We start from the raw sequence: 23,157 nt of genomic DNA on the forward strand, positions 1-23,157 counted from the left end.
ACTCTGTGACAGCCATCACGGTACGGCGAGTTGCCCGGTTTTACACTGCATTTCACGGCTTTCTGTTGTAAACCTTTTGTTGCCCTTGCCGCTATATCTCGCAGTAAAAGCATTATAGTCAGTCGTCTCTTCAGTTTGCCGGAATAGGACATGAGCGCCGCAAAACAACACTTGGACCATAAGCTGCTGAGAACCCTGTCGCCGCTGTGCGATCTTCCGCCCGATATGCTGGCGGAATTGAGCGGCAAATCGCAGGTGGAACAGGTGGTGGCCGGGGCGACCATATTCACTATCGGCGAACGCGATCACCGCACCCTGTACCTGGTCGCCGGTACGCTGGAACTCACCGATGCCACCGGGCGCAGCCGTCAATTAAAGGCCGACAGCAAAGAGGCCCGCCAGCCGCTCGACCCCCAAAAACCTCACCTCTATACCGCAGTCGCCAAAAGCGCCGTCTCACTGCTGAACATCGATACCAGCCTGCTGGAGATGCTGCTGGGCTGGGGCAGCAAGCAGACCTACGAAGTCTCCAATATCGAGGTGCATGAAGAGGAAGAGACGGATTGGATGAGCCGCTTCCTGCAATCCCGGGTTTTCCTCAAGCTGCGCGCCGAGAATATCCAGAGCATGCTGATGCGTATGGAGGAGATCGCGGTACGCGCGGACGACGTCATCATCCATCAGGATGATATCGACGATAACTATTACATCATTGCCAAGGGATCGGCCAAGGTGGCCCGGCGGGTGGCCCCCGGCGCCCCGCTGATGAAACTGGCCATACTCACGGCCGGCACCGGCTTTGGTGAAGAGGCGCTGATCGGCAACAGCAAGCGCAATGCCTCGGTCACCATGATGGAGGACGGCACCCTGATGCGCCTGTCAAAGGCCGATTTCATCAGCCTGCTGGTGGAGCCCATTTTGCAGTATGTGTCCTTTGATGCGGCGCAGGCGATGCGTAACCCGGACCTGGAATGGCTGGACGTGCGCAAGCTGGATGAGTTTTCCCGTGGCAGCCTGCCGGATGCCAGAAATGTCCCCCTGGCGGAGCTGCGCCTCGGTATCCGCAAGCTGAATAAACTCCACAAATACGTCGTCTTCAGTAATAAAGGTGATCGTGCCGCCGCCGCCGTATTCCTGCTGAATCAGCAGGGCCTTGATGCCTATGTGCTGGAAAAGGGGCTGGCTGCCGTGCCCGCCGCGAGCCTGCAAAAGACGGCACCGGAAGGCAAGGCGTCTACGACAGCTAAAACAACTACGACAACAACCAAGGCAACCACGGCGCCCGCAGTGGAGGTGCCCACCCTGAAGACCCTGCCGGCGCACAGCGCGCCCGAAACGGCGGACAACAAGGTCGTCAATCTGCGCGGTGAAGCGGCCGACAACAGCGCCGAGAGCGATGGCCGGGTTGAGGCCTTGATGAGCAAGGCCAAGCAACGTGTGCAGCAGGAGATGCAACGCACACAGGTGGCGGAAAATGCGCGCAAACAGGCGCAGGAAGAGGTTGCGCGCCTGAGGGCCGAGGCGGATGTCGCCCGGCAGCAGGTGGAGGCCGAGGCCCGTCGCGCGGCGGACCAGGCGCGCTCCGAGGCCGAACGTGCCGCGGCCCAGAAGCGGGCCGATGAGCTGGCGGTGCAGCAGGTCGAAAGAGAGGCCGCCGTACAGCGGGTACAGGCCGAAGTTGCCCGGGCAGAACATGCCGAGGCGGCCCGCGCGGCCGCTGAGAAAGAGATCGAACGCATCAAGCAGGAAACCGCCCAGGCCCGCCGGGAGATGGAAGAGCAGGCAAGGCAGGCGGCGGAGAAGGCCAAGCAGGACGCCGAGGGCGAGATCATTCGCCTCAAGGCGGAGGCGGAGATGGCCCGTCAGCGCGTGGAAAAACAGGCAAAGCTGGCCGCCGATCAGGCCCGCAGCGAGGCCGAGCGTCAACTGTCGGAAAAGCAGGCCGAGGAGGTGCGCCGTCATCACCAGGAGGTAGAGGGCGCCCTGCAGAAGGCCGAGATCGAGGCGATGCGTGCCCAGCAGGCGGAGGCGGCCCGGCAGCAGGCGGAGGATGAAGCCGAGCGCATGCGCCAGAAGGCGGAAGAGACACAGCGCGAGATGGAAGAACAGGCGCGTCTGGCGGCCGATCAGGCGCGCTCCGAGGCGGAGCGTGACGCGGCCCGGCAGCGTGCGGAATACCTGGCGGAAAAGCAGGAAGAGATTGAAGAGGCACTGAGCCAGGCGGAGGTCGCGGCGGCGCGGGCGCATGCCGCAGAGAACGAGGTAGAGAAACTTAAACAGCAGGCCGAAGACGCCCGTCTGCAGGCCGAGCAACAGGCCCGTCTGGCCGCGGATGCCGCGCGTAGCGAGGTCGAGCGTGAAATCGCCGCGCAACGTGCGGAAGAGATGAGCCGTTTTCAGGCCGAGCGGGAGGAGATGGCCCGGCTCGCCGAAGAGGGAACCCTGCGCGCCAGGGCGGCCGAGGATGCCCGCCGACAGGCGGAGGCAGAGATTCAGCGCCTGAAGGTCGATGCCGAAGTGGCCCGCATGCAGCTGGAGGAGCAGGCGCAACGGGTGGCCGATGCGGCGCGCACCGACGCGGAGCGCGAGTCTGCACGGGCGACCGCCGCCGAACAGGCGCGTCTGCAGGCGGTCAATGAACTCGAGCGCCTACAGGCCGAGGTGGAACAGGCCCGGCTGGAGACCCAGGAGCAGGCCCGGCTGGCCGCCGATGCGGCGCGTTCCGAGGCGGAACGTGAGGCGGCGCGCCTGCGTGGCCAGGAATTGGCGCTGCAACAGGAACAGCTCGAAGAGATCGCCCGTCGCGCCGAGGAGGAGACCGCCCGGGCGGAGCTGGCGGATGAGGCCCGGCAACGGGCGGAGAATGAGATCGCCCGTCGCCAGCTTGCGGCGGAAGAGGCCGAGGCCCGTGCCGCGGCCGAGGCACAGCGGGCGCGAGAGGCCGAGGCGGCCCGTCAGCAGATGGAAGACGAGATGGCGCAGCTGCGGGCCGAGGCGGCGGCCGCGCGGGCGCAGGTGGAAAAACAGGCGAGACTGTTTGCCGCCGCACAACGCCTGGAGGCGGAAGAGTCCGACCGGGATCAGGCGGCACTGGAGGCCGAGCGTCAACGCCGTGAGGCGGAGCAGCAGCAGGCGGCGGCGCAGAGGCGTGAGGCCGAAGAGCTTGAGCGGCGGGAGCAGCTGGCGGCAGAGGTCACGGCCCGGCGCAAGCAACAGGCGGAAGAGGCGGTGCGTCTGGCCAATGAAGAGGCCGAGCGCGCGCAGGAGATCGCCGCGATCATGCGCCGCGAGGCGGAGGAAGAGATCAAGCGTCTGCAGGCCCAGGCAGATGCCTCGCGCCTGAAGGCCGAGCTCGAAGTGAAGCGTTCCATCGCGGCCTCGCGTCGTGAGGTGGATAAGAACAAGGTGAAGCAGGCGGCACAGGCCAAGGCCCGTAAGGTGGCCGCCAGCCAGGTCAGCAACAAGGCCGATGAGGATAAGGCGCAGCGCACCCGCGAGGCGCGTGCGGCGGCACTGCGCGCGATCGGCAGGAGCGAGGAAAATCTCGATGAGTTTCTGGATCTGGAGACGTCCGCTGCCGAGGTGCATGCGGCGGACGATGCCATTATTGTCAACGAGGCACAGATTGAACAGCGGGCAAGAGACCGCGAAAACCTGATCGATCCCACCGAGGTTATGAAGGTCGAGAGACAGGAACAAAAACGTCAGTGGGTATCGGACGACTTTATCTGGGAGGCCACCCTGGGCTATCGCACTGACCCGGATGTCGAGGCTGTGGGTTCTCCTGCGGACTCTGTCGGCGTACAGCCGGAGACGCCGAAAAAGGCGGACAAGCCGACGGGCAGGCAGTCGACCGAAGCAGCCGAAAAGGGCGCCGCGGCAAAACCCTCCCTGTTTGAGACACAGGAAATCAATCGCAATATCCGCCCGCAACTGGATGTGCCCCAGCGACGCCGCAAGCGCGCCTTCGGCATGAAGATGATGATCGGGGCAGTGCTGTTTCTGGCCGTGGTTTCGGGGGGCGGTTGGTATTACCTGTCCGGTGATCAGGCCGCGTCCCAGCTGAAACAGGCCGTTGGCCAGGGGACGCAGGCGCTCACCTCGATCAAGGATAAGGTGAATCAGACTATCGGCAACATGGGGAGTAAAGAGGATGAGGCCCCGGTCGCTGACAAGGCCGCCAAGCCGGTGGATGAGGCGGCGATGCAACGCCTGCGTGAGCGCCTGGAGTCGATGAAGGCCAGCGCAAAGGCGGAGACCGCAGACAAGGAAAGGCGTGAGCAGGCGCAACAGGCGGTTAGGGCCGATGCGCAGGCCCCATTCGCATCACCCCCGGCATCACCCCCGCCGGAGACCGTCCCGGTGGTCACCGCGCCGGGACCGGTCACGCCGGAAATGGCAGCCACAGCAATCACGGAAACCACGGAGACCACTGGGCAGGATGTCGCCCCGCTGGAGACCGTAGAGGACGTGATGAGGGCGCTGTCGGAACCGGCCGGTCCGGTTGAGGATGCAGGGTCCGATCAGCAGCAGGACGTGGTGGAGTCGGTTGACGGTCTGCCCATCATTGATGAGGCCGTCCCAGCAACCCTGCCGGAATCGGCGGGCAATGCAGCGACGGTGGACGAGGCCGTTGTTGATACTGTGGTTGAAACCATTGTTGAAACCATTGTTATCGAACCCACGGAATCGGTGGCGACGCCGGCGGAGGCGAGCACGCCCACAGAATCATCCATCGCAGCACCCACCGAGACGCTGGCCAACCCTGCGGAGCCGGCGGTCGAATAAAAGACTGTGGTGAGGTTGCCGTAAGGCAGACAGGCCCTTCGGCGCTGTCGCTGAGGGTTCAGGTGTGTCAGGCAATCAGGGTGAAACCGTTGTCGCCGTCCCGTCCGTTGTTTTCGCCGTATAGTCAAAGCGGCTGGTCGCCAGCGGCTGACCACTGGCGTTACTCACCACCACCGTCCACTGGCCCGTCCATTCGGGCAACAGATTTTTGCTGGAATAGACCCGCCAGCGAGCCCCCTCGCCGACCTTGAAGGTCACCTCTGCCATCACCCGATCCTCGTATTCCCAGCGGTGGGTGACGATCTCACCGGCCAGACCCCGTAAATCCGAAAAGAAAAACAGGCGTTGAATGTCGTTTGCAACCGTGCTCAGGTTGTCCACCGGCTCGCGGTTGACGATGGCCGAGGTGAACAGGGCGCGGGCGACGCTGCCTTCCACCGGCTCAGCATTGCTCTCTACCTGAGGCGTGTCGGCGATGACCGCCGGCGCGGTGTCGGTGGCCTCGGGCGCGGCCGTTTCCGCCATGCCTGACAGTGGCAGGCCGATGAGCAGGCCCCAGAGCAGGCCGGTGGCGAGGTGGCGTTTTCGGCGGATGGTCCCGGCGATCAGGGCAAGACGGCGTGCGGCAAACATAGTGACGGCTCCTGGCGTAAGGTGGTTTGTTGGGTGTAGGTTTCCGATGCAGGTTGAGGTGCGGGCATGCTGGTCGCTATCCCAGCCGCTACCCCAGCCGCTACCACGGGTTGGGGCCAGTGTAGCAGAGTCGCCCTGCGCGAGCAGGCTGCTGCGCTCACGCACTGTTCTTGAAATAGGTGTAGCCACTGAGCCCCGCGGTCAGTTCGGCCAGGTATTGGTCGCGCTGGCCGGCGCTGAGCGCACCCTGCTGGAGTTGCTGCCGATAGGCACCGAGCATCAGCTGGGCGTCAAAGTGTACGACGCGCAGCACGCTATCCACCGTGTCGCCATGGTGGAAGTGCTCCAGCCGGGGCTGGCCCTCGGCGTCCAGGCGCACATCCACGGCATTGGTGTCGCCGAACAGGTTGTGCATGTCGCCGAGAATTTCCTGATAGGCGCCGATGAGAAAGAAGCCCAGCCGATAGTTTTCACCGGCGCTGATGTCATGCAGCAGCAGGCTGGAATCGATGCCCTCGCCGTCGACATAGTGGTCGATCCGGCCGTCAGAGTCACAGGTGATATCCTGCAGGGTGGCCCGCCGGGTGGGCTCTTCGTCCAGCCGACTGAGTGGCACGATGGGGAAGATCTGGTCGATGGCCCAGACATCGGGCAGTGACTGGAACAGCGAGAAATTGCAGAACACCTTGTCCGCCAGTTTTTCGCTGAGCTCGTCGAGAATCGCCCGGTGGGCGCGCTGGGCCGGGTCCAGCTGTTGCTGCACCTGCCGGCATATCGCGAAATAGAGCTCCTCCGCCTGTGCCTTCTGCGGCATGCTGAGCACCCCGTGCACGTACATGGAGTGCGCCTCGGCCAGCCAGTGCGCGGCGGTGTGGTAGGTCTCGATGGCGGTACGGGGGTCGCTCCTGGCGCACAGCCCGTTCCAGAGATCATGCAGCACCACCGGGGCATCCACGTCGGGCTCGCTGGTGATGCGGGCGCCAATCTTTTCCACATCGATGACATCGGTAATCAGCAGCGCATGGTGCGCAGTGAGCGCGCGGCCGGACTCGGTGATGATATCGGGGTGGGGCAGCCGGTGTTCGTCACAGGCCTCCCACAGGGTATGCACCACGTTGTTGGCGTATTCCTGCAGGCTGTAATTCATGGAACAGAGATTGCGTGAGCGGCTGCCCTCGTAATCGATGCCGAGTCCGCCGCCCACATCGATGCAGTGGATCTTCACCCCCATGCGATGCAGTTCGACATAGTAGCGGGCAATCTCGCGCAGGCCCTGCTGGATATCGCGGATGTTGCTCAGCTGCGAGCCCATGTGGCAGTGCAGCAGGCCGAGGCAGTCGAGCATGCCGGCCTGTTGCAGGCGTTCGATCACCTGCAGGGCCTGGGCGGCCGACAGTCCGAATTTGGATTTCTCCCCGCCGGTGTTTTGCCAGTTGCCCTTGCCGATGGAGGCGAGTCGCAGGCGCAGCCCGAGACGTGGGCGGATCGCGAGTCTGGCGGATTCCTCGATCACCAGCGCCAGCTCGGCGGGCTTTTCCAGCACGATGGTGATGTGGTGGCCGAGCTGCTGGCCGATCAGCGCCAGGCGGATGTATTCGCGGTCCTTGTAGCCGTTGCAGATGATGGTGCCCTGGGTGTTGTCGGGCGAACCGCCAGGGATGGACAGCGCCAGCACCGCCAGCAATTCCGGTTTGCTGCCACACTCCAGCCCGACCCGGGTCTGCGCATCGCTGGCCGCCAGCAACTCGCTGACCACGTTGTATTGCTGATTCACCTTGATGGGATACACCGCAGTGAACCGGCCCTGGTAATGATGCGTCTCGATGGCCGCGGCAAAGGCGCGGCTGAGCTGGTGGACGCGATCGCGCAGGATGTCGGGAAAACGCACCAGCACCGGCAGCTCCAGCCCGGCCTGCTGGATGTCATCGGCCAGGTGATGCAGGTCAATGCTGGCAGTGGTGTTCTGCGGTGAGGGACGGGCGTGCAGGTGCCCCTCGTGCACATCAAAGTAGCCACCACCCCAGTGCGCAAAATTATAGACCGCGCGTGCCTTTTCGTTAGTCCATGTCATGGGCGGAGTATATCGGATTTAGCCGGACAATCGATGACACATTCTTGCGCCGACACGATGTAAAAATGGCGGCCGAGCCCGCATAATAGCGCCCACTGAACTGTGGTCTGTACTGTGGTCTGTACTGTGGTCTGCACTACGGCGTGTGCTGCGGTGTTTTTAATGGCATGTTTTCTGTACACAAATTGAGGATGAGAGAATGAGTGAAATCGCCGGCAACTGGTTTACCGAGATCTACGCGCCGCAGGGGACTGCCTTTTCATTGCGCATCACCGAACGCCTGGCCGAGGTGCAGACACCCTATCAGCGCATCGAGATCTTCGACACCACCGACTTTGGCAAGCTGATGGTGATTGACGGTTTTGTGATGCTCAGCAGCCGCGACAATTTTCTCTATCACGAGATGATGTCGCACCCAGTGCTGTTTACCCACCCCCACCCCCGGGACGTGCTGATCGTCGGTGGTGGTGATTGCGGCACCCTGCGCGAGGTGCTGCGGCATGACAGTGTGGAGTCCGCGATCCAGGTGGAAATTGATGAGCAGGTGACGCGCCTGGCCGAACAGTATTTCCCGGAGCTGTGTGCGGCGAATCACGATGCGCGCGCCTGTCTGGTGTTCGATGACGCGATTCAGTGGGTCAGGGACGCCGCGGCGGAAAGCCTCGACATCATCATTGTCGACAGCACCGACCCCATCGGCCCTGCCGAGGGCCTGTTTTCCGAGGCCTTTTATCGCGACTGTCTGAAGGCGCTGCGGCCAGGGGGGCTGGTGGTGCAACAGAGCGAGTCGCCCCTGTTGCACATGGCGATCCTGCGCGACATGCACGCGGCGATGCGGGCGGCCGAGTTTGCCGATGTGAAGTCGCTGCAATTTCCGCAGCCGGTGTATCCGTCGGGCTGGTGGTCGGCGACCGCGGCGCGCAAGGGGCAGATGATAGAAGGGTTTCGTGAGGATGCCGTGCTGGCAAAGTCATTCGAGACAGAATATTACAGTGCCGAGATCCATCGCGCGGCCTTCGCCATGCCGCCATTTTTTTACCGCGGACTCGGTGCCTGAGGCGCAGGCCCCTTGCCTATATAAAATCTCGGTCTAGTTGCACCACTGGTCCACGGCCTTGCGGGCCTCGGCCAGGCGGGCCTGGATGTCGGCCTCTTCCAGATAGCGGCGTTCACCCTCCTCGGTGATGTCGTAAATGCGACCACCGATGCTGAGGCTGGCGACCCGCTTGCGGGCATTGGAACAGTTCTTGTCGCGCACGGCCTTTTCCTTGTCGGCCTTGGCGGTGGCCTCGGCCTTGTCGGCGCGCTCCTTGTCGAAGGCCTCCAGCAGGTTCTTGCGGCTATCCGCCTGACTGCTGGGGGTGGCCGCCGTCGCGCCCGAGGAAGGCGGGGTGCTGGGGACATGGATCTGCTGGCTCTGCCCGTTGGGTGGGCGCTCGCCGTAGTGAATGTTGCCCTCGCTGTCGGTCCATTTATAGATCTTGCCGGCAACGCTGAGGGTGGAGGTGCATAACAGGCCGATGGCGATGAGGAGCAGTAATCTTTTCATGCAAACCCTTTTTTAGTCTGGATGCTGGCCTGGATAGTAGGCCGGCGTATTGACGGTCGTGGGTGGATGGGGCAATGCGCTGTCTCGAGCATAGCGCGCCGCTTTGGGCCTGTAAATTGAACGGCATCACAGCCTGAAACTTTAGTGATATGCAGGGTTTAGCGCAGATTTTGAGATGAGAGCGAGCCTCTGAATCGATGGGGGAAGGCCCGGCAAAAAAAAGCGGGTGTCCTCGTGTTGAGGAACACCCGCCAAGGCTTGTCTGTGTCGACAGACGTTGTGTAGAAGGTATTACTTGTTGGTGAACTCGGGGTAGGCCTCCATGCCGCACTCGGCAAGGTCGACACCCTGGTACTCGTCCTCTTCGCTGACCCGCACGCCCATGATCATCTTGATCACTATCCAGACGATGTAGCTGGTAATGAACACCCAGGCCAGGATGGTGGTCAGGCCGACGAACTGGCCGACGAAGCTGGTCTCGGCATTGGTCAGCGGCACCGCCATCAGACCCCACATGCCCACCACACCGTGTACCGAGATGGCGCCGACCGGATCGTCGATCTTCAGCTTGTCCAGGGTGACGATGGAGAACACCACCAGCGCGCCACCGACAGCACCGATCAGGGTGGCCGCCAGCGGTGTGGGCGTGGAGGGTTCAGCGGTGATCGCGACCAGACCGGCCAGCGCCCCGTTGAGGACCATGGTCAGATCGGCCTTGCCGAACATCAGCTTGGCGACGATCAGTGCGGCAATCACACCACCCGCTGCCGCCGCATTGGTGTTCAGGAACACCATGGCCACCGCGTTGGCATTGGCGATATCACCCAGCTTCAGCACCGAACCGCCGTTGAAACCGAACCAGCCCATCCACAGGATGAAGGTGCCCAGGGTTGCCAGCGGCAGGTTGGCGCCGGGGATGGCGTTGATGGAGCCGTCCTTGCCGTACTTGCCTTTGCGAGCGCCCAGCACCAGCACACCGGCCAGGGCGGCAGCCGCACCGGCCAGATGCACGATGCCGGAGCCGGCGAAGTCGGAGAAGCCGAAGTCATCTCCCAGGCTGAACAGGCCGAACACGGAACCGCCGCCCCAGGTCCAGAGGCCTTCCATGGGGTAGATGAAGCCGGTCATCACCACCGCAAACAACATGAACGCCCACAGCTTCATGCGTTCGGCCACCGCGCCCGAGACGATAGACATGGCCGTGGCCACGAACACCACCTGGAAGAAGAAGTCAGAGGCGCCGGAATAGACCGAACCGCCGGTGAAACCGTCTTCACGTTCACCCATGCTCTTCAGGGCATCGTCCACCAGGCTCTCACCACCGGCGATGCCGGACAGGAAGAAGCCACCACCGTACATGATCTGGTAACCGCAGATCAGGTACATGGTACTGGCGATGGCGAACAGGGTGACGTTTTTGGTGAGAATCTCGGTGGTGTTTTTGGAGCGAACAAGGCCCGCCTCCAGCATGGAAAAACCTGCTGCCATCCACATCACCAGGGCGCCACAGACCAGAAAATAAAAGGTGTCCATGGCGTACTGTAAATGAAAAATATTTGCTTCCATTGTCGTGTACTCCCCGTATTAAAGTGCTTCCGAACCGGTTTCACCGGTACGAATGCGAACCACTTGCTCCAGAGGAGCAACGAAAATTTTGCCATCACCAATCTTGCCGGTGTTGGCCGCCTTACTGATGGACTCAATCACCTGATCCAGCAGATCGGCGGCGATGGCCAGCTCGAGTTTGACCTTTGGCAGAAAGTCCACCACGTACTCTGCGCCGCGATAGAGTTCGGTGTGGCCCTTCTGCCGCCCAAAGCCTTTCACCTCTGTGACGGTAATGCCCTGAACCCCGATCTCTGACAGGGCCTCGCGCACGTCGTCCAGCTTGAAGGGCTTGATAATTGCTGTAACTAATTTCATGGGATCTCTCCCTCCTATGCTCTGGCGCCCGGCACGGTTGCGAGGCGCGATATTGCTGTGCTGTTGTTGCTCGGTAAGCGATGACCGGACCAGGCCCCGGCCATCGGATTCATGTCGGTATTACAGATCGAAGGACTTGCCCAGGCTGAAGACCATGGACACCTCGGCATCTGTAGAACCATCACTGTCTTGGTCAACGGTGCTCAGGTCGTCGTCGGCACTGATGATCGCCACGCCCAGATCAAAGCCGCCCGCCTCCATGCCGTAACCCGCCTCGATGTAGGAACCGTCGAAATCGTTACCGAAGGTGCCGTACTTGGCGTAGGCACCACCCTGCTCGAAGGTCAGGGCCAGGAAGGTGTAGTCCTGGCTCGGGCTGGAGTCATAGGAGCCGATGCTGTATTCCAGGCTCACCGGGCCAGTACCCAGACCCAGGTTGACCTCGTTGTAGGTCTCGTCGAACTCGCCGGTGTACTGGTAACTGGTGAAACCCACGCTGTAGGAGAAGTTGTTCACCTCGCCCGAGTAGCTGCCGTACAGGTCAACCTCCAGGCCATCGCCCACATCGGCGCCCCAGATACCCACTGCCAGTCCGGTGCCGAAGTCATAATCGACGCCGGCATTGGCGGTGGCGCTGGTGCCCTGGTCGATACCCCGGTAGAAATAATCGGACATCACGCCGACATTGCCGCTGAGACCGGCGGCCAGGGTGGGGCCGCTGATCAGGGTTGCGGCGGCCAGTGCGCTGCCCAGTACGATAGTGTTGGTTATCTTTTTCATTAGTGAAATTCTCCTGCGTTAAAAAGTTGTGCTGTCTGAGTCTGTAATAGCTCCGATCAGTCCATTGCATTCACTGTGCCAAAAACAGGAATGTATTTTTTTTCAAACACTTACGAGCAATTTTAGGGCTGTTTTCAGGACCGGTCGCACTGAAATGAGGAGGCGTTCCGGATTTTGCACCAATAATGTGCGCCATTTTGGTGCAATCGGGCTTCGTGCATACTTCACTGGTCAATGTTCCCCGAACCTCGTTAAGATGCGTCGGGGAACGGGGCGTGTGCCTGTCGATCCGTCTATAACGATGTCTGTGGCACGAATTAAGTCTAGAGGGGGTGAGCAAAGTGTTTGAAAACAGATTGGATGCCAAAAAACTCGATGAGCTGGCCCGGGGGGTGCTGGACAGACTGCCCAGCGGTTTTCAGACCCTGCAGCACGATATGGAAAAAAACCTGCGGGCGGCCCTGCAGGGTGCGCTGGGGAAGCTGGATCTGGTGACCCGCGAGGAGTTCGAGGTGCAGAGCGCGGTGCTGCAGCGTAGCCGCGAAAAACTGGAGGCGCTGGAGGCCCGGGTCACCGAGCTGGAGGCACGCCTGAAATAGCGCCCCGATTTATTCCCCCCTTCCTGTTTATAGGCAACTCATACGCAATACCCTGGCAAGGAGCGCCATGTCACTCGCAACGGTTTTCAGTCGGGCCCAGGCGGGCATTGATGCCCCCCTGGTGACCGTCGAGGTGCATCTCTCCAATGGCCTGCCCAGCCTGTCCATCGTCGGCCTGCCCGAGGCGGCGGTGAAGGAGAGCAAGGACCGGGTGCGCGGCGCCCTGATCAATGCGCAGTTCGATTTTCCCGCGCGGCGTATCACCATCAATCTGGGCCCCGCCGATCTGCCCAAGGAGGGCGGGCGTTTTGACCTGCCCATCGCTCTGGGCATCCTCGCCGCCTCCGGGCAACTGCCGACCGAAACCCTGTCGCGTTACGAATTCATGGGCGAGCTGGCCCTGAGTGGGGAGCTACGCCCCCTGCGCGGGGTGCTGCCCGCCGCCATCCACACCCGCGCCGCCGGGCGCACCCTGGTAGTGCCACGGGACAATGCGGCGGAGGCCAGTCTGGTGAAGGGGGGGGAGGTGCTGGCGGCCGGGCACCTGCTCGAGGTGTGCGCCCACCTCAACGCCGTGGAGCGGCTCAGTCCCGTCGTCCACCTGCCGCAAACACCGACCCACGACCTGCAGGACGACCTCATCGAGGTGCGCGGCCAGCACCACGCCAAACGCGCCCTGGAGGTGGCCGCCGCGGGGGGCCACAGCCTGCTGATGGTGGGGCCGCCCGGCACCGGCAAAACCATGCTCGCCAGTCGCCTGCCCGGCATCCTGCCGGCCATGAGCGAAGACGAGGCCCTGGAGGCCGCCGCCGTGGCCTCGATCAGTGAGCGCGGCTTCAGTGTTGAACAGTGGCAGCGGCGACCCTTTCGCGCGCCGCACCATACCGCCTCCGGCGTGGCCCTGGTGGGCGGCGGCAGCAATCCACGTCCGGGGGAGATTTCGCTGGCCGATCACGGGGTGCTGTTTCTCGATGAGCTGCCGGAGTTTGATCGACGGGTGCTGGAGGTATTGCGGGAGCCGCTGGAGTCCGGGCGCATCATCATCTCCCGCGCCGCCCGACAGGCCGAATTCCCGGCGCGGTTTCAGCTGGTGGCGGCGATGAACCCCTGTCCCTGCGGCTATCTGGGGCACAGCAACGGCCGCTGTCATTGCACCGGCGAGCAGGTGCAGCGCTACCGCTCCCGGGTCTCGGGGCCCTTGATGGACCGTATCGACATGCACGTGGAGGTGCCCTGCGTGCCGCAGGCGGTATTGCGGGCCGCGCCGGGTGAACAGGGCGAAGATTCCGCTGCGGTGCGCCGGCGTGTGGAACGGGCGCGGGGCCATCAAACCGCCCGCAGCGGCAAGCCCAATGCGGTGCTGAAGAATCGGGAGGTGCAGCAGCACTGCCGCATCAGTGACGCCGATAGCCGGCTGCTGGAGCAGGCCATCGACCGGCTGGGGCTCTCCGCCCGGGCCTATCACCGCATCCTCAAGGTGGCCCGCACCGTGGCCGACCTCGCCGGTGCAGACGCCATCGGCACCGCGCATCTCACCGAGGCCATCGCCTATCGTCGACTGGATCGCGCCGTACAGTAGTGGTCTGGCCGACTGTGTTAAGATCGGCGGCGTTTCGAAGCTGCCACGAGTGTGATCATCCGATGAAAAAGCTTTTCCTTTGGCCGAGTCTGTTGCTGCTGATCCTGGTGGGCCTGCCGGCCTGCGATGACAGTGAGCGTGCCTACAATCCTTCCACCAATCCCGCCGTCGAGGCGCGGGCCACGGCCCTGTTTGAGGCGATGAAGGCCGAGGATTATGGGCAGGTCGTGGCGCAGTATTATGAAAAGTTTTTTGCCCAGCGTTCAAAGGAAGAATGGGTCGATGCGATGAAGCGCCTGCTGGCGGAACGCGGCCCGTTGCAGCGCCACATTCTGCGGCGCAGCCAGGCCGATACCCGGTTTTCCGGTAAGTTCTACATCCTCGAATACGAAACCGTGCACGATGGCGACAAGCGCCTGCACCATGTGATCACCGTGGTATTGCCCGTGGAGGGCGGTGAAATGCAGCTGGTCGGCCACAAGATGACACCCTGGGAAGCGGTCGAGGCCGTGACCCAGAAATAGGCAATCTATTTATGGTGATGTCCCATCCTGCTGCCAGCCGGTTGCGGCCCGGCGAGCCGATCGCGACGGGCGTTGCGACCCACCGAAAACCGTCGCAGGCATATTTCGGTTGGTGCTATCGGCAGTGATTAACAGCAGAAAATCCATTATCCGATGATTTTGCTAGGTTTTTTGGTAGCGTTTCACTGGTATCAATCGCGAGTTTCATTGTTCCCCTTCCTGCGCTGAAATTTTCTCCCCCCAATCTCCTGCGATACAGCCCCGGTTTCCGGGGTGCAGGCGCCCCTTTTAGTCTGAAGTGAGATAACCGGCGCTCCCTATATCCAATATAAGGGTATTTAATGCGCCCATATTCCGGGTATCCTAGGGAAAATTACGAAAGATATTGCTAGATATTACGTAAGCGTGCGGTTCGAATAATCAACAGGATGTAGGGGGGTAGTATGGATTTTAATAAAAGGTGGACATGGGTGTCACGATTCACTCTGACAGCATTAGTGGTAACTGCGGGTTTGTTTGCAGGGGGGTTGCAGGCCAGCGAAGAGACCTACACCCTGTTTGAGGCGGGTCAGGTGCGACCGCTGGCGATGTCGCCCAACGGTAGGAAACTGTTTGCGGTGAATACACCGGATAACCGGCTCGAGGTCTTCAAAGTGAGAGAGGGCGGGCTGGAACATGTCGGTTCGGTGCCGGTGGGCATGGAACCCGTGGCCGTGGCGGCGCGCACCAATGGCGAGGTGTGGGTGGTCAATAATGTGTCCGACAGCGTCAGCATCGTCAATGTGGAAGTCCTGTCCAATATGTATGTCACCAACACCCTGCTGGTGGGCGATGAGCCCCGGGATATCGTGTTTGCGGGCAAAAATGGCCTCCGCGCCTTTATCACCACGGCCCACCGTGGCCAGAACGCCCCCTTTGATCCGCAGTTGACCACGCCCGGTATCGGTCGTGCCGATGTGTGGGTGTTTGACGCCCCGCAGGCCAGCGGCTCCACGGTGCTGGGCGGTGAACCGCTGTCCATCATCACCCTGTTTACTGATACGCCCCGCGCCCTGACCGTGTCGCCCGATGGCAGCCGTGTCTACGCCGCCGGTTTCAAGACCGGTAATCAGACCACCACCATCTTTGAAACCAATGTGATCGCCGAGGGCGGTCTGCCCGGTGAGAAGGTCTGGGTGGACACCAATGGCGACGGTATCGTCGAGCCGCACGCGGTGAACGTCGAGGGCAATGTGCAGCCCTCGGTGGGCCTGATCGTGCGCTTCAATGGCGAGCACTGGGTGGATGAGGAAGGCAAGGCCTGGGATCAATACGTCAAATTCAATCTGCCGGACAAGGACGTGTTTGTGATCGACGCGTTGGCCACTCCTCCGGCGCAGCTGCCAGGTGATGACGGTTTCTATCAGTCGGTGGGCAGCACCCTGTTCAACATGGTCACCAACCCCGTCTCGGGCAAGGTCTACGTCAGCAACCTGGAGGCCCGCAATGAGGTGCGGTTCACCGGTCCGGGCACCACCGGTGGCTCGACCGTGAAGGGCCATTTTGTGGAGAGCCGTATTACGGTGCTGGGCGATGACGTGACGCCGATCCATCTCAACAAACACATCGACTACGCGCAGTGTTGCGCGCCGGTACCCAATGCGGAGAATGCCCGCAGCCTGGCCCAGCCGGGCGGCATGGCGGTCAGCAGCGACGGTAAGACCCTGTACGTGGCCGGTTTTGGTTCCAGCAAGGTGGGTATCTATGACACCGCCAAACTGGAAGATGACAGCTTTGAGCCCAGCACCGACGATCAGGTGGTTGTCTCCGGCGGCGGCCCCAGCGGCATGGTGCTGGATGAGGCCAACGCTCGCCTGTATGTGTTGACGCGTTTCAATAATGCGATTTCGGTGATCGATACCACCAGCCGATCGGAGCTGGCGCACGTCGCCATGCATAATCCGGAACCGGCCAGCATCACCCAGGGCCGTCGGTATCTGTACGATGCCTCACTGACCTCCAGCCATGGCGATAGCTCTTGCGGTGGCTGTCACATCTTTGGTGACTTTGACAACCTGGCCTGGGACCTGGGCAACCCGGATGGTACGGCGACCCCCAATCCCGGCCCGCTGAAGATCAATCATGCGGCCTTTGGTCTGCCCCTGGATCCCAGCTTCCAGCCGATGAAGGGCCCGATGACCACGCAGAGCCTGCGCGGCATGGCCAATCACGGCGCCCTGCATTGGCGTGGGGACCAGACCGGCGGTAACGAAGAGCCGACCGTGCAGCCCGACGGCGGTACCTTCAACGAGGACCTGGGCTTCAAGAAGTTCAACGGCGCCTTCGTCGACCTGCACGGCCTGGGGGTACAACTCTCGCCCTCGGCCATGCAGGAATACACCGATTTTGCCCTGCAGATCACCTATCCGCCGAATCCGATTCGGGCCCTGGATGATTCGCTGACGCCTGCGCAGCAGGCCGGTAAAGACTTCTTCTTCGATCCCACCAAGGTGGTCGATACCGTGTTCCACTGCAACGGCTGTCATACGGTGGAACGCACCGCCAATGCCGAATTTGGCGTGCTCAAGCCGGGCTTCTTCGGTACCGATGGCAGCAACACCTTTGCCTTCCAGCCGCAGTTCCTGAAGGTGCCGCATCTGCGCAATATGTATCAGAAGGTGGGCATGTTCGGCATGGCCAACACCGGCTTCTTCCTGGCCGACAACCCCTTTGATCCTGTTGATCCGTTCAACGCCAATGAGAACCCGCACATGGGTGACCAGATCCGCGGCTTCGGTTTTGTGCACGACGGCAGCGTGGATACCATGTTCCGTTTCCACAACATCATCGGCTTCCTACCACGCCCGGCCGGCGCGGTGACGCCGCTGGATCCGGGTAATCCGGCCAACCTGCCGATCTCCCCCGAGGGCATGGAGATCCGTCGCGATCTGGAGCAGTACCTGATGGTGTTTGACAGCAACCTGTTCCCGATCGTCGGTCAGCAGGTGTCGATCACCGCCGCCAACGCGATCTCGGTTATCCCGCGTCTGCGCCTGTTGATGCAACGCGCCGACCTGGGTGAGTGTGAGCTGGTGGCGCGCCGTGATGATGCCCACGGTTACCTCTATGTGGGCAACGGTGAGTTCAAGCGCAATCGCGCGGCGGCCTCGGTGGTGGAGCTGAGCGACCTGCGCCGGTTCCTCATCAACAATCCCACAGCGGTGGTGACCTTCACCGCCGTGCCGCCCAACAACGGCCACCGCCTCGCGCTGGACCGTGACGAGGATGGCTTCCTGGATGGTGACGAGATTGCCGCCGGTAGCAATCCGGCCGATGCGAACAGCGTACCGCTGTAGCCTCATCGCATAACGGGTATTAGATGCCCATCAAAAACCCGGACCATGGATCATGGCCCGGGTTTTTTTTGGGTGCTCAGCAGTATCATTCATTATCAGGCAGTCGGCGCAATGTTCTACGAACTGAGTGCTAAGTCATGCGGCGCAATGCCCTTCGGTTATTGCGCTCTACGGCATTAATCCTTCCTAACCACCACGAGCACATAACCCATGGCCTCATAGTTGCGAATCTCGGTGGGGCCGGCGGGGGCCACGTCGACGTAATCGGGGAAGTCTTCGGCGTCCTTGCCGCGCCAGGAGGCGTGGGTGCCGCAGACGTGCACCGGCACGTCGCTGGCGACCAGGGACTGGACGGTCTTGTGCATCTGCGCCTGTTCGCTCTGCTGGCTGGTCATCAGACCAAACTGTTCGTTGCCATGCGAGACAACGGCCAGACCGATATCAGGAAAGCGCTCGCGCAGCCGTTTGACGTAGCCATTGACGGCGGGAATGGCCCATTGCAGCGCCTTGCCGCTGCCTTCAACGATCTCAAACACCACCCCGAAGGGGGCGTCGTTCTGGGCGAGAATGTCATTGATCTCATCCTCGGTGCCGGCGTGGGCCGTGGTGCCGAAAAGGGCGATGGCCCCGGCAAGGCTGAACAGGGTGAAAGCGAAAAAGCGGCGCATACGCATGAATAGAAGGGCTCCTGACCGGGTGGAGGGATAATGTAGCAGGCTGCATAACGTGGGACTACCGTGCGGGTATTCCGTTCCACTGCTGTGGCCCCGTTATGCCGGCTATGCTATTTGAGTCGGGACTGTCGTTTTAGTTACACTGCGGTGCGATCGCAGTAGCGCACAGGCGTGGCGGCAGTCGGAGTAAGCGGCAAGTTAACAAAGTCAGGGTCCCGGTAAACGATGATCAAACGCTTTAAACAATTCTTTGAAAAACACCTGTCGCCACCGGCCGATGACGAAGTCGTGGATCAGGATCGGCTGCACCTGGCCACGGCGGCGCTGCTGGTGGAGATGACGCGCGCCGACGGCGAGGTCCGCGAGGACGAGCAGGCCGCCGTGGCGCGGGCAATATCCAGGACCTTCAATATCGATGCACAGAAAACGGCGGAGCTGATCGAGCTGGCGGAATCGGAGATCGCCGACGCCACCTGTTATCACCAGTTCACCTCCCTGATCAACAGGCACTTTTCCAGGCCGCAGAAGGCGCAGGTGGTGGAGATGTTGTGGGAGGTGGCCTACGCCGATGCGGAGATGGAAAAATACGAAGAGCACCTGCTGCGCCGGCTTTCCGATCTGCTGTACGTACCACATGCCGACTTTATCCAGTCCAAGCTGCGGGTCAGGCGGCGTCTGGGGCTGGAGTAGGGCGCGGTTTTTTCGTAGCGTTTTGTGCCTTAAAAACACCCCCCCCCACCAGGTACTCCACAAAATCCCGGCCTGAGGCCCCAAAATTCCCACGCGCATAATCGCCTGCGTTTTATTTTCCCGGCGGATGGATGCGGCATGGATCACCGGCCGCGCTGCCAGGGGCGCGGGTCGTGCCGTTTCGCCACACCCTTACCTGCTTATCTGTCGCCATCTGGTATTGGGTCGAGGGGCGGGCAGATTGCCTGACAGTCAAATAACCGATAAAATCCGTCAACTTTTTTTGCGTGGATTGATGGTCTTGCGCAGCCGTGCGGATGCATGTCACAGGCCGATCACGTGTGATCGGCCTGTGTTTTTTCAACCCTTTTACAGACGAGATTGAAGATTATGGCGACTGATGCCCCCACTATTACGACATTTATCCCGCCAGTGCGCACCCTCATGGGCCCCGGCCCGTCAGACGTCCATCCGCGCATCCTCAATGCCATGGCGCGGCCCACCATTGGGCATCTGGATCCGCAGTTTGTGGCGCTCATGGACGAGATGAAGACCCTGTTGCAATATGCCTTTCAGACCGAAAATCCGCTGACCATCCCGGTCTCCGCCCCCGGTTCGGCCGGTATGGAGACCTGTTTCGTGAACCTGGTGGAGCCCGGCGACACGGTGGTGGTGTGCCAGAACGGGGTGTTTGGTGGGCGGATGAAGGAGAACGTCGAGCGCTGTGGCGCAATCCCGGTGATGGTGGAAGACGACTGGGGCATGCCGGTGGACCCGAACAGGCTGGAAGAGGTGCTGAAGGCCCACCCCGAGGCGACCACGGTGGCCTTTGTGCATGCGGAGACCTCCACGGGCGCGCAGTCAGACGCCGAAACGCTTACCCGGATCGCCCATCAGCACGGCTGCCTGGTGATTGTGGATGCGGTGACCTCGCTAGGCGGCACCCCCATCCGGGTGGATGAGTGGGGGATCGATGCCATCTATTCGGGCTCGCAAAAGTGCCTGTCCTGTACCCCGGGCCTGTCGCCGGTGAGCTTCAGCGAGGCTGCCATCGCCCGTATCAAGGGCCGCAAGACCAAGGTGCAGAGCTGGTTTATGGACCTGAATCTGATGATGGGTTACTGGGGTGAGGGCGCCAAGCGCGCCTATCACCACACCGCGCCGGTCAACACCCTGTATGGCCTGCACGAGGCGCTGGTGATCCTGCAGGATGAGGGGTTGGAACAGGCCTGGGCCCGCCATCAGGCGAATCACCTGGCCCTGCGTTCCGGTATCGAGGCCATGGGCCTGAGCTTTGTGGTGCCCGAGGCGGCGCGCCTGCCCCAGCTCAATGCCGTGACCATCCCGGCGGGTGTGGACGAGGCCGCCGTGCGCGGGCGTCTGCTCAACCAGTTCAATCTGGAGATCGGCGCCGGCCTGGGCGCCCTGGCCGGCAAGGTCTGGCGCATCGGCCTGATGGGCCACGCCTCCAGCGCCAAGAACGTGATGTTCTGTCTGGGCGCGCTGGATACCGTGTTGACCGACATGGGCGCCCCCATCGACAGCGGCGTGGCGGTGGCGGCGGCGCAGGGCGCGCTGAGCTAAGGCAGATTTAAGGTAGTTGAAAAGGGGCCTTCGGGCCCTTTTTTTGTGGGCCGTCTCCAGGCCCTCTTTAGGTGCCGGAGTAACGGAATAGCGGCGACGTCCCGGTCAACGGGGCGCCTCTCGGGGGGGGTGACGCGCTGGCCGGCGAGGATTTCTACTGGCTTGTCTTTATTCAAGTTTCCGCAGGATACGCCGAACAGATAACAAGATCAGTGCCGCCCCTGTGAGGGCGGTGTGATCGGGCGCGCCACTAGCAGTCGTCTGGTGGTGCGATGAATGAAAGCGGATAAAAAATAGCCACCGGTGGGGCAGACAGCCATGAATAGACATTTTGGAAGGGAAACGAGGCGGGCGGGGTGGGGCATCATCCTGCTGCTGAACCTGTGGATACCCTGGAGCGTGCAGGCGGCGGATGCCGAGCTGGACGCCGCCCTGCAGGACCTGCTGGGGGTGCTGGATCAGGAGACCAAGATCGCCACCCGCACCAAGATGAACATCGACTTCGTGCCGGGCATGGTCTCGGTGCTGTATGGAGAGGACCTGGTCGATCGCGGGGTGCGGGATGCGGGCGAGGCGCTGGCGCTGATCCCCGGTATCGAGCTGTCCATGTCCACCGATGGCACCATGCTGGTGTTTGTGCGCGGCGTGGGCTCGGTATTTGCCTCGGGCAAGATCAAGGTGATGCTCAACGGGGTGGCGTTTAACTCTACCCTGAGTGTGGCCAGCACTGCGCTGTCCATTCCCACCGATCAGATTCAACGCATCGAGGTGATCCGTGGGCCGGGTTCGACCATCTATGGCGAGTTCGCCTACAGCGGGGTGGTCAATATCATCACCCGCAAGCAACAGGACCAGGCCTTCGTGCGTTACAGCGATCTGGGGCAGGCGACCCTGGGCGCGGTGTTGACCCAGGGCCGGCCGGGTGAAGACTGGCATACCAGTCTCAGTGTCTCCGCCACCAATATGGACGGCGACAATGTGGAGTCCGGCCCGGATGTGCTGCGAAATTTCCCGGCCCTGACCCAGGCGCCCGGGGAGACCAATGAGCGAGAGGTCGATCGCGCCCTGTTATTGCACACCCGTTATCGGGCTTTCGACTTTTCGGCCCAGTGGTCAAGGGTGGAGAGCGGGGATCACTTCGGTATCGCGCACGCCCTGCCGGGGCAGGGCCAGGAGCTGATCCGTAAGGTCGATATGCTGGCAGTGGACGGCGGCTGGGATTTTTCGCGGGGTCAGCATATTGAGGGGCGGGTCACGGCGGGCTGGCTGGATTACAGCCTGGATTCGGGACTGCATCAGATTTATCCGCCCGGGTTTGGCGGGCCAGGGGTGTTTCCCAATGGCGTGATCGCCAGCCCCAATCACGAAGAGCGAAAATACCATGCGGGGCTGGAGCTGAACTACAGCGGCATCGAGGATCACGAGTTCCTGCTGGGGATGGACTGGTCGTATACCGAGCAGGGCGATGTGTATGCCGAGCGTAACTACAATCCGCTAACCTTTACGCCCATACCACTGGCGAAATACACCGGGGACGAAAACTGGTTGGGAGAAGACCTGGAGCGCCGCCTGTGGGCCGTGTTTGTCCAGGACCAGTTTGCCGCCAGCGAGCGGTTGACCATCACCGCCGGCCTGCGTTTCGACAGCTATGACGACGTGGGTCACGCCACCAGCCCGCGCCTGGCCGCGGTGTATCAGTTGTCGGAACAGCAAACGCTGAAGGTGCAATATGCCAGCGCCTTTCGACCGCCCACCTTTCTGGAGACAGCCACAAAAAACAATCCCATTGTGGCAGGCAATCCCGACATCGAGTCGGAGACCATCGACACCTTCGAGCTGGGTTATATTTTCAATAACGGCATCACCGTGGGCAGGGCGACCCTGTTCTATGGTGATCTCCACGACCTGATCGTGATCGACACTGCGGCGGTGCCGAACACCTACACCAATGCCGGCGAGGTCCACATTAGCGGTGCCGAGCTCGAGTACGCACGCAAACTGGGCACCCGTTTCAAGATCGACGCCAATCTGACCCTGCAACAAATGCACAACAACGCGAATGACAAGCCGCTGCCGGATGTGGCGGGGCGGTTGGCCAACCTGGGCCTGATCTATCAACCCAGCCGCAAATACAGCATCGCCGGCCAATACCGTTATGTGGGCGAACGGCAGCGCGCCCCCGGCGATCCGCGTGACAATCTCGATAGCTATCAGACCGTCGATGTGACCGCCACGGCCAGAAACGTCGTGGCGGAAATGACGATCCGTGGCGGGATAAAAAACCTGTTCGACGCCGATGTCGTGTATCCCTCGCCATTAACCAATTTTGGCGGTTCGGTGATTCCCACCTATCCCGAGGATTATCCGCGACCGGGCAGGGAGTACTGGCTACAGATGGATGTGCGTTTCTAATGGCGACAATGACGGC

The 23,157-nt window shown here is 61.8% G+C and carries 16 protein-coding genes; 9 read left to right on the plus strand and 7 right to left on the minus strand.

Going from position 1 to position 23,157, the window contains the following annotated elements; all coding sequences use genetic code 11:
* Nucleotides 1–150: 150 nt before the first annotated feature.
* Nucleotides 151–4,788 (plus strand): cyclic nucleotide-binding domain-containing protein, encoded by a 4,638-nt coding sequence (locus RRB22_00705; protein MDT8382914.1) that lies wholly within the window; start codon nt 151–153, stop codon nt 4,786–4,788.
* Between the two features lie 75 nt (nt 4,789–4,863).
* Here the strand turns inward: RRB22_00705 and RRB22_00710 are convergent, their stop codons facing one another.
* Together RRB22_00710 and speA are read right to left on the minus strand one after the other, a co-directional pair.
* Complete coding sequence (locus tag RRB22_00710; GenBank protein MDT8382915.1) at nt 4,864–5,421, minus strand: DUF2914 domain-containing protein; 558 nt, start codon at nt 5,419–5,421, stop codon at nt 4,864–4,866.
* A gap of 157 nt (nt 5,422–5,578) precedes the next feature.
* A complete protein-coding gene (gene speA / locus RRB22_00715; protein ID MDT8382916.1) occupies nt 5,579–7,492 on the minus strand; it encodes a biosynthetic arginine decarboxylase in 1,914 nt (637 codons plus the stop codon).
* Between the two features lie 199 nt (nt 7,493–7,691).
* On the opposite strand from speA, the gene speE reads away from it, so the two are divergent.
* A complete protein-coding gene (speE, locus tag RRB22_00720) occupies nt 7,692–8,549 on the plus strand; it encodes a polyamine aminopropyltransferase (protein ID MDT8382917.1) in 858 nt (285 codons plus the stop codon).
* A gap of 33 nt (nt 8,550–8,582) precedes the next feature.
* Here the strand turns inward: speE and RRB22_00725 are convergent, their stop codons facing one another.
* From RRB22_00725 to RRB22_00740, 4 genes are all read right to left on the minus strand, one after another.
* Nucleotides 8,583–9,041 (minus strand): DUF4124 domain-containing protein, encoded by a 459-nt coding sequence (locus RRB22_00725; protein MDT8382918.1) that lies wholly within the window; start codon nt 9,039–9,041, stop codon nt 8,583–8,585.
* Nucleotides 9,042–9,332: 291 nt separating this feature from the next.
* Nucleotides 9,333–10,607, minus strand: coding sequence for an ammonium transporter (locus RRB22_00730; protein MDT8382919.1), 1,275 nt, complete (start codon nt 10,605–10,607; stop codon nt 9,333–9,335).
* Nucleotides 10,608–10,625: 18 nt separating this feature from the next.
* The gene (gene glnK, locus RRB22_00735) at nt 10,626–10,964 is read right to left on the minus strand and encodes a P-II family nitrogen regulator (GenBank protein MDT8382920.1); all 339 of its coding nucleotides are present in this window, start codon (nt 10,962–10,964) and stop codon (nt 10,626–10,628) included.
* A gap of 120 nt (nt 10,965–11,084) precedes the next feature.
* Entirely contained in the window at nt 11,085–11,744 is a 660-nt protein-coding gene (locus RRB22_00740) for a TorF family putative porin (protein MDT8382921.1), read from the minus strand.
* Nucleotides 11,745–12,085: 341 nt separating this feature from the next.
* Here RRB22_00740 and RRB22_00745 point away from each other — a divergent pair, with 341 nt between their 5' ends.
* The 4 genes from RRB22_00745 to RRB22_00760 all read left to right on the plus strand — a co-directional run bounded on the left by RRB22_00745 (nt 12,086) and on the right by RRB22_00760 (nt 17,781).
* Entirely contained in the window at nt 12,086–12,343 is a 258-nt protein-coding gene (locus tag RRB22_00745) for an accessory factor UbiK family protein (protein ID MDT8382922.1), read from the plus strand.
* Between the two features lie 67 nt (nt 12,344–12,410).
* Nucleotides 12,411–13,922 (plus strand): YifB family Mg chelatase-like AAA ATPase, encoded by a 1,512-nt coding sequence (locus RRB22_00750; GenBank protein MDT8382923.1) that lies wholly within the window; start codon nt 12,411–12,413, stop codon nt 13,920–13,922.
* Nucleotides 13,923–13,984: 62 nt separating this feature from the next.
* On the plus strand, nt 13,985–14,446 hold the full coding sequence (locus RRB22_00755; protein MDT8382924.1) for a hypothetical protein: 462 nt from the start codon (nt 13,985–13,987) through the stop codon (nt 14,444–14,446).
* A 470-nt stretch (nt 14,447–14,916) separates the two neighbouring features.
* Nucleotides 14,917–17,781: a hypothetical protein gene (locus RRB22_00760; protein MDT8382925.1), complete on the plus strand. Its 2,865-nt coding sequence runs from the start codon at nt 14,917–14,919 to the stop codon at nt 17,779–17,781.
* A gap of 176 nt (nt 17,782–17,957) precedes the next feature.
* Here RRB22_00760 and RRB22_00765 read toward each other — a convergent pair whose 3' ends face one another.
* Nucleotides 17,958–18,455, minus strand: coding sequence for a DsrE family protein (locus RRB22_00765; GenBank protein MDT8382926.1), 498 nt, complete (start codon nt 18,453–18,455; stop codon nt 17,958–17,960).
* A 225-nt stretch (nt 18,456–18,680) separates the two neighbouring features.
* On the opposite strand from RRB22_00765, the gene RRB22_00770 reads away from it, so the two are divergent.
* The 3 genes from RRB22_00770 (at nt 18,681) to RRB22_00780 (ending at nt 23,141) form a co-directional block, all read left to right on the plus strand.
* Nucleotides 18,681–19,145, plus strand: a complete 465-nt coding sequence (locus tag RRB22_00770; GenBank protein MDT8382927.1) for a TerB family tellurite resistance protein — start codon at nt 18,681–18,683, stop codon at nt 19,143–19,145.
* A 390-nt stretch (nt 19,146–19,535) separates the two neighbouring features.
* Nucleotides 19,536–20,729, plus strand: a complete 1,194-nt coding sequence (locus tag RRB22_00775; protein MDT8382928.1) for an alanine--glyoxylate aminotransferase family protein — start codon at nt 19,536–19,538, stop codon at nt 20,727–20,729.
* Nucleotides 20,730–21,047: 318 nt separating this feature from the next.
* Nucleotides 21,048–23,141 carry a TonB-dependent receptor gene (locus RRB22_00780; GenBank protein ID MDT8382929.1) on the plus strand — a complete coding sequence of 698 codons (2,094 nt, stop codon included), beginning with the start codon at nt 21,048–21,050 and terminating at the stop codon, nt 23,139–23,141.
* Nucleotides 23,142–23,157 lie beyond the last annotated feature (16 nt).

The organism is Gammaproteobacteria bacterium (assembly GCA_032250735.1).
Taxonomy (GTDB): domain Bacteria; phylum Pseudomonadota; class Gammaproteobacteria; order SZUA-152; family SZUA-152; genus SZUA-152.

What these genes read in the sequence shown, in the direction of transcription:
- RRB22_00705 (MDT8382914.1), top strand. Translation starts at nt 151, where the DNA reads ATGAGCGCCGCAAAACAACACTTGGACCATAAGCTGCTGAGAACCCTG.
- RRB22_00710 (MDT8382915.1), bottom strand. Translation starts at nt 5,421, where the DNA reads ATGTTTGCCGCACGCCGTCTTGCCCTGATCGCCGGGACCATCCGCCGA.
- speA (MDT8382916.1), bottom strand. Translation starts at nt 7,492, where the DNA reads ATGACATGGACTAACGAAAAGGCACGCGCGGTCTATAATTTTGCGCAC.
- speE (MDT8382917.1), top strand. Translation starts at nt 7,692, where the DNA reads ATGAGTGAAATCGCCGGCAACTGGTTTACCGAGATCTACGCGCCGCAG.
- RRB22_00725 (MDT8382918.1), bottom strand. Translation starts at nt 9,041, where the DNA reads ATGAAAAGATTACTGCTCCTCATCGCCATCGGCCTGTTATGCACCTCC.
- RRB22_00730 (MDT8382919.1), bottom strand. Translation starts at nt 10,607, where the DNA reads ATGGAAGCAAATATTTTTCATTTACAGTACGCCATGGACACCTTTTAT.
- glnK (MDT8382920.1), bottom strand. Translation starts at nt 10,964, where the DNA reads ATGAAATTAGTTACAGCAATTATCAAGCCCTTCAAGCTGGACGACGTG.
- RRB22_00740 (MDT8382921.1), bottom strand. Translation starts at nt 11,744, where the DNA reads ATGAAAAAGATAACCAACACTATCGTACTGGGCAGCGCACTGGCCGCC.
- RRB22_00750 (MDT8382923.1), top strand. Translation starts at nt 12,411, where the DNA reads ATGTCACTCGCAACGGTTTTCAGTCGGGCCCAGGCGGGCATTGATGCC.
- RRB22_00755 (MDT8382924.1), top strand. Translation starts at nt 13,985, where the DNA reads ATGAAAAAGCTTTTCCTTTGGCCGAGTCTGTTGCTGCTGATCCTGGTG.
- RRB22_00765 (MDT8382926.1), bottom strand. Translation starts at nt 18,455, where the DNA reads ATGCGTATGCGCCGCTTTTTCGCTTTCACCCTGTTCAGCCTTGCCGGG.
- RRB22_00770 (MDT8382927.1), top strand. Translation starts at nt 18,681, where the DNA reads ATGATCAAACGCTTTAAACAATTCTTTGAAAAACACCTGTCGCCACCG.
- RRB22_00775 (MDT8382928.1), top strand. Translation starts at nt 19,536, where the DNA reads ATGGCGACTGATGCCCCCACTATTACGACATTTATCCCGCCAGTGCGC.
- RRB22_00780 (MDT8382929.1), top strand. Translation starts at nt 21,048, where the DNA reads ATGAATAGACATTTTGGAAGGGAAACGAGGCGGGCGGGGTGGGGCATC.